Raw genomic sequence first — 14,408 nt, forward strand, 5'->3', positions numbered from 1 at the left:
GGAGTTGCTGTCGAAGGCGAAGAGGTTGATGCCGAGCAGGCCGGGGCCGCCGAGCAGGACGATGCCGTTGTTGGAGCCGGCGGCGCGGATGCCGATGGTGGTGTTGATCCGGCGGTTGTCGTTGCTGGAGGCCTTGGTGATGTCGCCGGTCTTGTCGGTGAGTTTCTTGGAGGAGGTCTGGTAGAGGTAGATCTTGGGTGGGCGCCAGTCACCGACTGATGCGGCGAGGCCTCTGGTCTGTTTGCTGAGCTGGCTAGAGCCGTATTCGCAGACGTAGTCGTCGTTCTGGACGGGTGTGCGCTGTCCGAGGCTGGTGCCGAGGGTGAGGCATTGGACGTTGGCGCCGGTGCCGAACCAGATCCGGTCGCCGGACTTGGTCATGCCCCAGACGTAGGACTGGTTCACCTTCGGCTTGCCCGTGGTGCAGGGCGGTCCGGGTGGGTAGGGCTGGCCGACCCCGGCGAAGCACTCGTCCGGCGCGGCCTTCGCCAGCAGCTCGACCCCCGAGGCCTTTGCCGTGTCGGCTCGGACGGCGCCGTTGGCGGCCGGGGTGGCGGCGAGCACCGGGATGGCCACCAGGACGGCGGCGGGTAGCAGAGATCGGGCGAAGAACCGGATCCTGTGCATGCTTGTCCTCTCTTCAGGTACTGGCTCGTCGACGGCAGCCGCCGACGACGTTGGGAAGGCTGGATGACGAGATAAGGACCCACTGACGGGCAGGGAGTCCGCAGGCTCGTACGGATGACGGGCACGGCGAAGACCGGTGTGTCCGCACCCCTTGGTCGAGCGGGCGGCGAAGCCTGCCACGTGCACGCACACAGGTTGCGAGTCCGGCTGGAACAAGCCAGCGAACCGGACGGCCTGTGCCATGCGCGCATCTCAGCCCAAGGCGTCTACATCCAGGTTTGTATCAGACGGCCGACGTGCGAACGGGACGATCGGCGAAGAGAGTTCTGAATAACCGGGGACGAACACGCCCGCCGTGTTGTACGAATGATGAGTCGCGGCCATCGCGTGCTGGAAGGCGCCGCGGACGGGCCGGCTGCGGACGCCGGCGGCACGCACGCCAGACGTGAGCGTGTTTCCCGGCCGGACGGCCGGCGGTTCGCTTTGGCGGAACAACCAGCGGAACAACCAACTGACCCGGCGCACAGTGCTGCGCCGTCGGGTCGGTGTGTGCCCGCACCATCCAACGCTTCCGGCACACCTGACCCAATCGACGGGGGCTTGATGAGTACTGCAATCGGCGGCAATGATCTCGTTGTCGCCATCAATCCGTGTGGTGCGGTGGAGCCTGGTCCGCGGATCGTGGCGGCCGCCGGTGCTGGTGGCGGGATCGGCGTCTTCGACCTGGCCGAAGGTGACCGCCGGACGCTGCGGGCGCTGGAGAAGGCGGCGTCGTGGTCGGCGGGGCCGATCGGGGTGCGGGTGCCGGCGGGTTGTTCCGCCACGCCGGCCGACGTGGAGCGCGCCGCGAAAGACCGGGTGAGCCTGGTGATATTGCCGGCGAGCGGCGGGTGGCCGCTGAGTGAGGCGGTGCGGCGGCATCGGGTGCTGGTGGAGGTGACCAGCCGCACGGAGGCGCGTGCGGCCGCCGCGGCCGGTGCGCACGGGTTGATCGCGCGCGGTTCCGAGGCGGGCGGCCGATGCGGTGAGCTGAGCACGTTCGTGTTGTTGCAGCAGTTGCTGGCCGATGAGGCGCTGGCCCTGCCGGTGTGGGCGGCCGGCGGCATCGGGCCGCGCACGGCGGCCGCATGCGTGGTCGGCGGGGCGGCCGGAGTGGTGCTGGACAGCCAACTGGCGCTGATGCCGGAGTCGGACCTGCCGGACGACGTGCGGGCCGTGATCGGGCGGATGGACGGCTCGGAGACGGTGCTGTGCGAAGGCGTGCGCGGCCTGCGCCGCGACGGCCGGCCGGACGGCACCGGCGAGTTGCTGCCGGTGGGGCAGGACGGCTGGATGGCGGCGGAGTTCCGCAAGCGCTGGGGGAACACGACCCAGGCGGTCCGCGGCATCCGCACGGCCATCGAGGCCGCGGCCCGCGACGCCGAGGCGGGCGCGGCGCTGGCGCCCGGCGCACCGCTGGCACAGGAACTGGGCGTGCGCATTCCGGTCGCGCAGGGGCCGATGACGCGGGTCAGCGATCTGGCCGGGTTCGCGGAGGCGGTGGCCGGTGACGGCGCGTTGCCGTTCATCGCGCTCGCGCTGGCCACCGGCGAACAGTCCCGGCGGATGCTGCAGGAGACCGCGCAGCAACTGGGGGAGCGCCCGTGGGGGGTCGGCGTGCTCGGCTTCGCCCCGGAGGACGTGCGGGCGGCCCAGCTCGAGGCGGTGATGGAGGTCCGGCCGCGCGTCGTGATCATCGCGGGTGGCCGGCCGGCGCAGGCGAAGGCCCTTGAGGCGGACGGCATCAACGCGTTCCTGCACGTTCCGTCGCCGGGGCTGTTGCGGCAGTTCCTGCGTGCCGGGGCACGGCGGTTCGTCTTCGAAGGCGCCGAGTGCGGCGGGCACGTCGGGCCGCGCACGAGCTTCGCGTTGTGGGAGGCGCAGGCGCTGGCGCTGGAGGAGTTCCTCGATGAGGCGCCGGCCGGGACCGCCGCCCAGGTGCAGGTGTTCTTCGCCGGCGGTGTCCACGATGCGCGTTCGGCGGCGATGGTGGCGGCGATGGCCGGGCCGCTGACGCGCCGCGGTGTGCAGGTGGGGGTGCTGATGGGCACCGCGTACCTGTTCACCAGGGAGGCGGTCGAGCGCGGGGCGATCCAGCCCCTGTTCCAGCGCGAGGTGTTGGGTGCGACGGGCACGGCGCTGCTGGAGACGGCGCCGGGACACGTGACGCGGTGCCTGCACACGCCCTACGTCGACGACTTCCACCGGATGCGGCAGGAGCTGGCCGCGGCGGGGGCGGCCGGCCGGCAGGTGTGGGAGCAGCTGGAGATGCTCAACGTCGGCCGGCTCCGGATCGCCAGCAAGGGCAAGCGCCGCCAGGGAGACGCGCTGGTCGCCGTGGACGAGGCCGGTCAGCGCGGCGAGGGACTCTTCATGGCGGGCCAGGTCGCCGTGCTTCGCGACCGGCAGACCACCGTGGCCGCCCTGCACAGCGACGTGACCACGGGGGCGCAGCGCTTCCATGCCGACCGGATCGACGCCCTGACGGCGGCGCTCGGGCCGGACACCGCGGCCGCGGAGCGGGAGCCGTCGACCCCCCTGGACGTTGCCATCGTCGGCATGTCGTGCGTCCTTCCGGGTTCACCGGACCTGGCCGCCTTCTGGCAGACGATCCTCGACGGCCGCGACGCGATCATCGAGGTGCCCGCCCAGCGCTGGGCGGCGGACACCTACTACGCGCCCGAGGTGGAGCCGGGGCAGACGGGCCGGATCAGCGTGTCGAAGTGGGGTGGCTTCATCGAGCCGGTGCCGTTCGACGCGATCGGGTACGGCATTCCCCCGGCGGCGCTGGCCAGCATCGACCCGGCACAGCTGCTGGCCCTGGAGGCGGCGCGGCAGGCGTTGGCCGACGCCGGCTACCACCACGGCTCGCCCGGGGCCGACCATTCGCGCACCGGGGTCGTGTTCGGCGCCGAGGCGGGCAGCGACATGGCCAACGCGAAGGTGCTGCGCACGACGCTGCCCGCCTATCTGGGCGAGGTACCGGCGGAGCTGGCGGACCAGCTGCCCACGATCACCGAGGATTCGTTTCCCGGCGTCCTGACGAACGTGATCGCCGGGCGGGTGGCGAACCGGCTGGATCTGGGCGGGCCCAACTTCGCCGTGGATGCCGCCTGCGCCTCCGCGCTGGCGGCGATGGACGCCGCCTGCAAGGAGCTGACCACCGGCGGCAGCGACCTGATGATCTGCGGCGCGGTGGACCTGCACAACGGTATCCACGACTACCTCATGTTCAGCTCGGCGCACGCGCTGTCGCCGACCGGGCGGTGCCGCACGTTCGACTCCACCGGCGACGGGATCGCGTTGGGCGAGGGGGTCGCGTGTGTCGTGCTCAAGCGGCTCGCCGACGCGCGACGCGACGGTGACCGCGTCTACGCGGTGATCAAGGGGCTGGGCGCGGCCAGCGACGGGCGGGCGCTGGGGCTGACCGCGCCGCGTGCCGAGGGTCAGCGCCGGGCGCTGGACCGGGCGTACACGCAAAGCGGCGTCTCCCCTCGGCAGGTGGGTCTGCTCGAGGGGCACGGCACCGGCACCGTGGTCGGTGATCGTACCGAGCTTCAGACGCTGACCCGGCTGTTCGTCGAGGCGGGCGCGCGGCCCGGGGGCTGCGCCCTCGGTTCGGTCAAGTCGCAGATCGGGCACACCAAGTGTGCCGCCGGTCTCGCCGGGGTGATCAAGGCCGCACTGGCGCTGTACACCGGCGTGCGGCCGCCGACGATCAACCTGACCCGCCCGAATCCGGTCTGGGACGGCCAAACCAGCCCCTTCGCCTTCTACACGGAGGCAAGCCCGTGGGCGGCACCGGCGGAGCAGCGCATCGCCGGGGTGAGCGCGTTCGGTTTCGGCGGCACCAACTTCCACGTGGTGCTCGCCGGGCACTCGCACACACCCGAACCGCGCCACGCTCGTGACGAATGGCCGGCCGAGTTGTTCTGTTTCCGCGGCCGGGATCGGGCGGCCGCGCACCAGGCGGTGGGCAGGCTCGCCGGCCTGCTCGACGGCACCGACCGGTTCGGCCGGCCGTGGCGACTACGTGACCTGGCCGCCACCGCCGCCGCGCAGGCCGACCCGCGCTCCGGCCCCGTCCAGGTCGCGATCGTCGCCCGCGACACCGACGAGCTCGACCAGTTGCTGCGCCGGGCGCTCGCCGGCGAGCACGACCCCGGACGGGGGCTGATCCAGCCCGCACCGGGCCCAGGCGCCGGCAAGATGGCGTTCCTGTTCCCGGGACAGGGCAGCCAACGACCCGGGGCCCTGGCCGAGCTGTTCGTCAGCTTTCCCGAGCTGCGGGAGTACCTGGAACTCGGGCGGGAGTGGGCGGACCTGCTGTTCCCACCCACCGCGTTCGATGAGGCCACCGAACGCGACCAGCGGCAGCGGCTCCTCGACACCCGGGTGGCCCAACCCGTGCTCGGCATCGGAGGGCTCGCCGTCGGCCACCTGCTGAACCGGCTCAACATCCGTCCCGACCTCGCCGCGGGACACAGCTACGGCGAACTCGTCGCGCTGTGCGTGGCCGGCGCCTATGAACCCTCGACGCTGCTGCGGCTCAGCCGGCAACGCGCCGAGGCGATCCTCGACGCCACCGGTGACGATCCGGGCACCATGGCTGCGGTCAGCGCCACCGCCGAGCGGATCGTCAAGGTCCTCGAAGACGCCGGCCTCGCCGGCCGGGTCGTCCTGGCCAACCAGAACTCTCCCACCCAACAGGTGATTTCCGGCCCCACGCCTGCGGTGCAGTCGGCGATCGACGCACTGAAGGCCGCCGGCCTGACGACACACCGGCTCAACGTCGCCTGCGCCTTCCACAGCCCGCTCGTCGCCGGCGCCGTGGAGCGCTTCGCGCAGGTGCTCGAAGACCAACCGATCGCCGCACCGGCCGTCGCGGTCTGGTCCAACCGCACCGCCACCGCCTACCCCGCGAACGCCGATGCGGTACGGCACGAGCTCGCCGCCCAGGTCGGCGCGCCGGTCCGCTTCGTCGAGCAGATCGAGGCCATGTACGCGGCCGGCGCCCGGACGTTCGTCGAGACCGGCCCCGGGCAGGTCCTCACCCGACTCGTCCAGGCCATCCTCGGCGATCGGCCACATCTTGCGATCCCCTGCGACCGCGGCACCGGCGAAGGGCTTCGCGACCTGCTCACCGCGGTGGCGCAGCTGGCCTGTGCCGGCGTACCGGTGCAGACCAGCTGGCTGTTCCACGGCCGCGACACCGTCGAGGCCACCTCGGCCGGGCCCGGAGACCGTCCCTTCTGGACGGTGGACGGACAGCTCGTCCGCGACCGCGACGGCAACAGCGTCCCCGGCGGGTTGAAGCCCTCACGACGCATCAAGGAGATGTCCATGACCGCAACCATCGAACCCGCCGCCGGCCGCGACGACCGCGACAACCGGGCCGGGCGACTAGGCCAGGACGAAATGCTCGCCGAGTTTCTGCGGACACATCGCGAGTTGATCGCCTCCCATCGTGACGTCATGCTCGCCTACCTCGGCAACGACGTCGGCGGTGGCTCCGTGCCCTTGCCGGTGTCGCCGATGCCGGCGTCGACAGCGTCGCCAGGCCCTCAGGTACCGGCCTTGCCGGCGCCGGCACCTGTCAGCCAGCCCGTGCCGATCTCGCCGGCGCCGATGTCGGCCACGGCGCCGGTGTTCACGCCGTCCCCCAACGGGGGCGCCGGCAACGTGAGCGCGGCCGCCGCACCGGCCGCAACCCTGGTCGCGGAGTCGCCGAAGCTCGACTTCCAGGGTGTGGTACTGGCGGTGCTCAGCGAGCGGACGGGCTACCCGGCCGACCTGATCGATCTGGATCTGGACGTGGAGGCCGACCTCAGCATCGACTCCATCAAGCGGGCGGAGGTGGCCGGGGAGGTGGCCGCCCGGCTCGGGTTGTCGGCCGAGGGCGACGAGTCGGAGCTGGAGGAGTTGGTCAAGGCCCGCTCCGTGCGTGCCATGGTCGGCTGGCTGACCGCCCAGGTGAACGGCGCGCTGACCTCGCCGGGGGTGAACGGTTCCGTTGTCTCGCCGCCGGCCGGCTTGCAGCTGCCCCGGATCGGCACGTCAGCAGCACCGGCACCCGCCGCCGTGCCGGCCACGACGGACTTCCAGGGTGCGGTGCTGGCGGTGCTCAGCGAGCGGACGGGCTACCCGGCCGACCTGATCGATCTGGATCTGGACCTGGAGGCCGACCTCAGCATCGACTCCATCAAGCGGGCGGAGGTGGCCGGGGAGGTGGCCGCCCGGCTCGGGTTGTCGGCCGAGGGCGACGAGTCGGAGCTGGAGGAGTTGGTCAAGGCCCGGTCTGTGCGTGCCATGGTCGGATGGCTCACGACCCAGGTGGACGCGGCCCTGGCGGAGACAGCGCCGGCACCGTCCTCGGCCCCGGCGATACCCGTGCAGAGCCGCACCGCGCCGGCTGCGGCGGAACCTGCGGGGTTCGAGCCGGCACCCCCACGGACCGCGGCCGGCGGCGAGGCACCGATCGGCGGTGACTCCCGGCCGGGTGTCGCGCCGGCGCGCATGCTCCCGGCCCTGGTTCCCATCGCGGACGCGCCGATCCGGCCGGTGCTCGCCGGCGCCACGCTGGTGGTCACCGGGCCCAGCCCGGCGGCCGCGCGCGTGGTCGAGCTGCTGGGCCGGCACGGGGCGACCGTGCGCACCGGCATGCTCGCCGAGGCGGGAACACTCGAGGGGGCGGACGGGCTGGTCCTGCTCGACGGGCTGGCCGGCGGACGGACGCCGCTGCTGCCCGGCGCGTTCGGGTCGATCAAGCAGGCCCTGGCGGGCGGGCCGCGCTGGGTGCTGGCGGTCGCCGACGCGAACGCCGGTGCCGGCACGGACGGGCTCCGCGGCCTGTTCCGCACCATCGCCCGGGAGTACCCGTCGACCACCGCGCGGGTGGTCGTCATGGACGGTACGGAACCCGCGGACCGGCTCGCCCAGCAGATCGTCGACGAGTTGCTCGCCGGGGGCGACGCGGCGGTGGTGGACCGCAGCGGCGGCGCGCGCCGCGCGTACGAGCTGGTGCCGGCGAGCCTGGGGCCGCTCGCGGCCGGTGGTGCCGGCCCGGCCGGAGACGGTGTGGCCGAGGCCCGAGCGGCCGGGCTGGACCGCGACTCGGTGGTGGTGCTGGTGGGCGGCGCGCGGGGCATCACCCCCTGGTTCGCCCGCGCTCTCGCTTCGGCCGCCGGGTGCCGCATCGAGCTGGTCGGCCGGACCCCGCTGCCGGAGGGGCCGCAGGATCCGGTGCTGGCGACGGCCACGGACGAGGTTTCGCTGCGGGCGGCGCTCGCGCGCCAGGGGGTCGGCTCGCCGGCCGAGATCGCCCGCAGGGCCCAGGCGATCCTGGCCGGCCGGGAGGTCGGCGCCACCCTGCGGGAACTGGGTGAGCTTGGGGCCCAGGTGCGCTACCACAGCGTCGACGTGCGCGACGCGCAGGCGACGAGCCGGCTCATCGCCGCTATCCATGGCGAGTACGGCCGCATCGACGGGCTGGTGTACGCCGCCGGGGTGATCGAGGACAAGCTGATCGCCGACAAGGACCCGCAGTCGTTCACCCGGGTCTTCGACACCAAGGTGGCGGGTGCCCGGGCGGTCCTGGACGCGTTGGACGGCCTGAACTGCGCGCCGAGGTTCGTGGTGTTCTTCGGCAGCGTCGCGGCGACGTACGGCAACCGCGGTCAGGCCGACTACGCGGCGGCCAATGATGCGCTGGAGGCGATGGGCGCCCGCTGGGCGGCCCGCTCCGGCAATCGCTGCCTGACCGTCCACTGGGGACCGTGGGCGCCGGCCGAGGGCCACAGCGGCATGGTCACCGCGGAGCTGGGCCGGGAGTACGCCCGGCGCGGCATCGCGCTCATCGACCCCGAGGAGGGCGCGCTGAGCCTGCTGGGCGAGTTGGCCTGGGGCGATCCCGCGGTCACTTCCGTCGTCTACACCGCGTCGGGCTGGTGACCGCGTTGCACGGCGATCAGACGGCCATCGTGGGGATGGCGGCGCTGCTGCCCGGCGCGGGCGACCTGGACGGCTATTGGCGCAACCTGGTCGAGGGGGCCGACGCGATCAGTGAGATGCCGCCGAACCGGGTGGATCCGCAGTTCTACGACCCGGCGCAGGCGCACCGTCCGGACCGGCTGTACTGCCGGCGGGGCGGGTTCGTGGACGACCTGGCCGAGTTCGATCCGGTGAAGTTCGGCATCATGCCGGCGTCGATCGCCGACATCGAACCGGATCAGCTCATCACGCTGCGGGTGGCCGCGGCCGCCATCGACGACGCGGGTGGCGCGGACCGGCTGCCCGCCGGCGACCGGGTCGGTGTGATCCTGGGCCGGGGCGGCTTCCTCAGCCCGGGCCAGGTCCGGTTCTACCAGCGGATCCGGATGTCCAACCAGGTGATCCACGTGCTCCGCGACCTGATGCCGGACCTGCCGGAGAGCCGGCTCGAGGCGGTACGGCAGCGGTTCGTCGATCAGCTCGGCAAACATCAGCCGGAGGGCGCGATCGGGGTGGTGCCGAACCTGGCCGCCTCCCGGGTTGCCAACCGGCTCGACCTGCGCGGCCCCGCGTACACGGTGGACGCCGCCTGCGCCTCGTCGCTGGTCGCGGTGGACCAGGCGATCGCCGAGCTGCACATGGGCCGGCTCGACGCGGTGCTCGCCGGGGGAGTCCATCACGTGCACGACGTCGGCTTCTGGGCGGTCTTCAGCCAGCTCGGCGCGCTGTCCCGGCGGGGCGAGATCCGGCCGTTCGACAGCGCGGCGGACGGGCTGCTGATCGGCGAGGGTACCGGAATCGTCGTACTCAAGCGGATGGCCGACGCGCTGCGCGACGGCGATCGGATCTATGCGGTGATCCGGGGCAGCGGGGTGTCCAGCGACGGGCGCGCCGCAAGCATGGTCAACCCGGCCGCCGCCGGGCAGGCGCTGGCGATCCGGAGGGCCTGGGCGGCCGCAGGCCTCGACCCGGCCGCGCCGGACGCGCTGGGCATGCTGGAGGCGCACGGTACCGCCACGCCGACCGGCGACGCCGCCGAACTGGACACCGTCGCCGAGGTGTTCGGCTCGCACGCCGGGGGCCCGAAACCGGTGATCGGCTCGGTCAAGTCGATGATCGGCCACGCCATGCCCGCGGCCGGCATCGCCGGGTTGATCAAGGCGGCCCTGGCCGTGTACCGCGGCGTGCTGCTGCCCACCCTGCACTGCGACGATCCACGCCCGGAGCTGGCGCGCACCCGGTTCGCCACGATCGGTTCCGCTCGGCCCTGGGAGAGCGACGGGCCGCGCCGTGCCGGCGTCAACGCCTTCGGCTTCGGCGGCATCAACGCCCACGTGATCCTGGAGGAGACGCCGGACGCACTGGCGGCCCGTCGCGGCGGCGCGGGCGCGACGGGGCCGGCGACGTTGCCCGCGGCGGAGGCGGGCATCCGGGCCGGGGCGGCGGCCGGCGTTGAGCAGCCCGACGAGGTGCTGTGGCTGGCCGCGCCCGACCCGGCCGCACTGGCCCGCCTGCTCGAGGCGGACGACACCACCGTGCGCACCCTTGGCGCCGCCAGGGCCCGGCAGGCCGGTCCGGCCGGCGCTGCCGGGGACGAGCGCTGCCGGATCGGCATCGTCAACCCGGACGCCAAGCACCTCGCCACCGCGCGGCTCGCCGTCGCCAGGGGGCAAGCCTGGCGCGGCGCCCGCGATATCTGGTTCAGCCCGGCCCCGCTGCTCGCCGGCGAGGCCACATCGACCGGGGTGGGCCGGATCGCCTTCGTGTTCCCCGGCATCGAGGCGGAGTTCAGCCCGCGCACCGCGGACGTCGCGGCGCACTTCGACCTGCCCGACCGACAGTGGTCCGCGGCCGACCTGGGCCGGCATGGCGCCGGGCTGATCGAGCTGGGCAAGCTGCTCAACGACGCCCTGTGCCGTATCGGGATCACCCCGGACGCGGTCGCCGGGTACAGCCTCGGCGAGTGGACCGCCGCGGTCACCGGAGGGCAGGTCAGCGCGCTCTCCCTCGACGAGGTCCTCGCCGAGCTCAACTCGGCGTCGGTCGAGGTGCCCGGCCACGCGTTCGCCGTCGTCGGCTGCGCCGCCCAGCGGATCACGCCGTGGCTCGCGCGCTACCCGGGGGTGGTGCTGTCCCACGACAACGCGCCCGACCAGTGCATCGTCAACGGACCCGAGGGCGACATCGACAGGCTTGTCGATGCACTGCGCAGCAAGGGCCTCGTCTGCCAGAGGCTGCCGTTCCGCTCCGCGTTCCACACCCCGCTGTTCGCATCCGGGCTGGAGTCGATCGGCGCCGCCCTGCGTCGCTGGGAGGTCCACGCCCCGCGGGTGCCGGTCTGGTCGACCACCCTCAAGGCACCGTTCCCCGACGATCCGGCCGGCATCCGGGAGATCTCCGTACGGCACATGCTCGAACCGGTCTGGTTCCGGGAAACCGTCCAGGCCATGTACGACGCCGGGTTCCGGGTGTTCCTGCAGGTCGGCATCGGGCAGCTCGCCTCGGTCATCGACGACAACCTGCGCGGCCGCGACCACCTCGCCATGCCGGTCAACGTCGCCCACCGCAGCGGCCTGAACCAGCTGCGCCGCGTCGCCACGGCGCTGTGGGTCGAGGGCGCCGCGCCGGACCTGCGCGTCCTCGACACGACCGGCACGGGCCAAGCGGGAGCCGGTGCACCCGCGACCGGACGATCCGCCCGCCGCGGGCCGCTCATGCGGCTCGAGCTCGGTGTCCCGCTGGTCCACCTCGGTGACGGTGCCGGCGACCTGCTCGGCATGCCCGCGATGCCCGCGCGCGCCGCCGAGCCGGCGATCGTCCGGGACAGCGCGGTGGCGACCGCCGTGGCGACACATGCCGCCGTGCCGGCGCCGAGATCGCCGGCCTTGGCCGCGCTGCACAAGCTCGCCGGGCACTCCAGCGCCGCCGCGGAGCTCGCCTCGCTGCTGGGTGGAGCAACCGATGATGTGGTGGCCGGCGGCGCGGAACCCGGCGGCGGGAACGGGCACACCTCGCCGTCGCCACCGCCGGATGTCCACCGCACGGTCCTGCGGGTCGCCCTCGACACGATGCCGTACCTGCGCGACCACTGCTTCTTCCTCCAGCCCGACGACTGGCCCCATCCGGAAGACCGATGGCCCGTGGTACCGGCCACCACCGTCATGCAACACATGATGGACGCCGCCCAGCAGGCGGCCCCCGGCGCGCGAGTGGTCGCCGTGCACGACGCTCGATTCAACCGCTGGTGCGTCGCCGCGCCGCCACAGGACGTCGAGATCACCGTCAAGCCCGCGGGACCCGGCCGCCTCTCGGTGACCTTCGGCGACTACGCCCGCTCCACGATCGAGGTGGCACCCGACTACCCGGCCGAGCGTCCGGAGGTGTGGCGGCACGACCCGGCCACGGAACGGCCCCCGCAGATCAGTGCCGAGCAGATGTACGCCGAACGGTTCGTGTTCCACGGACCGCTGTTCCGCGGCGTGACCGAGGTCCATGCCGTCGGCGACATGCACGTCCGCGGCGTCCTGACTGCTCTGCCCCCGCCCGGCGCGCTGCTCGACAACGCGTCGCAGCTCATGGGCAACTGGCTCTTCACGACGCAGGAGTTCGGGGCGCTGCCGGTGGGGATCGGGCACGCGCGGTTCTTCGGACCGTCGCCGGCCCCAGGTACGGCGGTCGACTGCGTCGTGCGGATCCGTTCGCTCGAGGCCGCGCGACTCGTCTTCGAATCGCAGCTCGCCGTCGACGGCCGGGTATGGGCGCAGCTCGAGGGGTGCGTCCACCGGCGGTTCTTCAGCCACCCCGCGATACGGGCCGCCGAGCGCATCCCGCAGCGCCACGCGATGTCGCTGCGGCAGCCGGAGGGGTGGACCGTGGCGTTCGACAGCTGGCCCGACCTGGTCTCCCGCGGCCTGGCCGCCCGCGGCATGCTTGGCGCCCGTGGCGTTGCCGAGTACGAGCGGCAGCCGGCCAGGGCGCGCAAGCAGTGGCTGCTGGGCCGGATCGCGGTCAACGACGCCGTACGCCTTCAGCTGTGGGACGACGGCCACACCGACGTCTACCCGATCGAGTTGACGGTCAGCAATGACCCGAACGGGCGCCCCCGGGTCCACCCGCGCCCCGGCCGTGGCTACCGGGAGTGTGACGTCTCACTCGCCCACGTCGCCGAGATCGCCGTCGCGATCGCCAAGCCCCGCGCGTCCCGCGCAGCGGCGGACGCTCCCGGCGTGGGCATCGACGTCGCCGAGATTACCGACCATCCGGACAGCACGATCGCGTTCGCGCTGTCCGACTCCGAACGGCGGCTGCTCGACTCGAAGGCGGCCGCCGGCGAGGACCGGCGCCTGTGGTTCGCCCGCTTCTGGGCCGCGAAGGAGGCCGCCGCCAAGGCGGAGGGCACCGGCCTGGCCGGCGACCCCCGGCGGTTCAAGCTGGTGGCCGCCACCCCGGCCGTGCTGACCGTGGAGGTCGCCGGCCGTGTCTACCTGGTCGCCCATCGAGAACTCTCCAACCCTGAGGGCCTGCCGCCGCGACGCTACGTCGTCGGCTGGACCTGGGGCCCGGAGCCCGTCCATCCAAACGGCCGCCCGTAGCGGCACGTACAACGAGAAGGGACATCACATGCCTGCTGACCAAGCCACGATTCTCGCCGAGGTCGCCGAGATGCTGCACGCGATCCGCGACCACGCCGGAGTCGACAGCGAGATCACAATGTCGACCAGGTTCGAGGACGACCTGGAGATGGAGAGCATCGACGTGGTCTCCCTCGCCGGCCGCCTGCAGGTCCGGTACGGCGACACGGTCAACTTCGCCCAGTTCATCGCCGGCCTCGACCTGGATTCGGTACGGCATCTGAGCGTCGGCCAGCTCGTCGAGTACATCGCAGCCGCGCTCGACGAGGTGGGTGCGCCAGCATGAGCATGGTGCTGGCCAACGGCCTGTCCATCCACGTGGAGCAGCTCGCCCCGCCCGAACCGGTGTCCGGCGTGCCCAGCGCGGCCCCAACCGCCGTGCTGATCCACGGTCTGGCCCTGGACACCTTGGCCAGCTGGTACCTCACCCTGGCCTCCCCGCTCGCGGCCGCCGGCCTCAACGTGGTCATGTACGACCTGCGCGGGCACGGACACACCGAACGCCCTCCCGAGGGCTACACGCTGGACGACTTCGTCGACGACCTGGAAGCGTTGCTGGCCGCGCTCGACATCACTGACCCGGTCCTCCTGCTCGGCAACTCATTCGGCGGCACGATCGCGTTCAGCTACGCGGCACGCCACCCCGAGCGGGTCGCCGCCATCGCCACCGTGGAGTCCCTGCCGCCCACCGCGGCGTGGCTCGAGCGGATGCCTGGGTGGCTCGACAAGGCCGCCGCGCACCTGCCGGGCGGCCACGTGCTCGCCGAGATCGATGCCGGACGGGGGGAGCGCGTCTTCCGCCTGGCAATGGCCGCTCGCGAAGTGCTCGACGCCACAAGCGTCAGGCGCGACGTGCCGGCCAGCCGGCTACCGGCCGAGGAGCGCATCGCCGCGATCGGGTGCCCGGTCCTGTGCGTGTACGGGGGCGAGTCGCGCGTGGGCGCGCTGGCCCCCGACGTGCGCCGGCTGCTGCCGCACGCACAGATCGTCACCGTGCCCGGCCAGCGGCACACCGTCCTCGTTGATCGGCCGAACTCCATCCGCGACATCGTCATGCCCTGGGTGCGCCGAGCCGGCGGGCTCCGCTGCGAAGATCATCAACTAGCAAGCATCGACTCATAG

4 protein-coding genes and 1 pseudogene are annotated in these 14,408 nt (G+C 73.0%); 4 read left to right on the plus strand and 1 reads right to left on the minus strand.

What is annotated here, in order from left to right; translation table 11 throughout:
* Positions 1–627: pseudogene (locus tag ACGFI8_RS41600) on the minus strand (hypothetical protein); the annotation flags it as partial.
* 603 nt (positions 628–1,230) lie between these two features.
* Between ACGFI8_RS41600 and ACGFI8_RS41605 the strand changes: the two are divergent.
* From ACGFI8_RS41605 to ACGFI8_RS41620, 4 genes are read left to right on the plus strand one after another with little or no spacing between them, the layout of a single operon-like run.
* Positions 1,231–8,616 carry an SDR family NAD(P)-dependent oxidoreductase gene (locus ACGFI8_RS41605; RefSeq protein WP_392813179.1) on the plus strand — a complete coding sequence of 2,462 codons (7,386 nt, stop codon included), beginning with the start codon at positions 1,231–1,233 and terminating at the stop codon, positions 8,614–8,616.
* Positions 8,613–13,247 carry a beta-ketoacyl synthase N-terminal-like domain-containing protein gene (locus ACGFI8_RS41610; RefSeq protein WP_392813181.1) on the plus strand — a complete coding sequence of 1,545 codons (4,635 nt, stop codon included), beginning with the start codon at positions 8,613–8,615 and terminating at the stop codon, positions 13,245–13,247. The genes ACGFI8_RS41605 and ACGFI8_RS41610 overlap by 4 nt, the downstream gene beginning before the upstream one ends.
* 28 nt (positions 13,248–13,275) lie before the next feature.
* Entirely contained in the window at positions 13,276–13,572 is a 297-nt protein-coding gene (locus tag ACGFI8_RS41615; RefSeq protein ID WP_392813182.1) for an acyl carrier protein, read from the plus strand.
* A complete protein-coding gene (locus ACGFI8_RS41620; RefSeq protein WP_392813183.1) occupies positions 13,569–14,408 on the plus strand; it encodes an alpha/beta fold hydrolase in 840 nt (279 codons plus the stop codon). The genes ACGFI8_RS41615 and ACGFI8_RS41620 overlap by 4 nt, the downstream gene beginning before the upstream one ends.

The organism is Dactylosporangium sp. NPDC048998, assembly GCF_043197855.1.
Taxonomy (GTDB): Bacteria; Actinomycetota; Actinomycetes; order Mycobacteriales; family Micromonosporaceae; genus Dactylosporangium.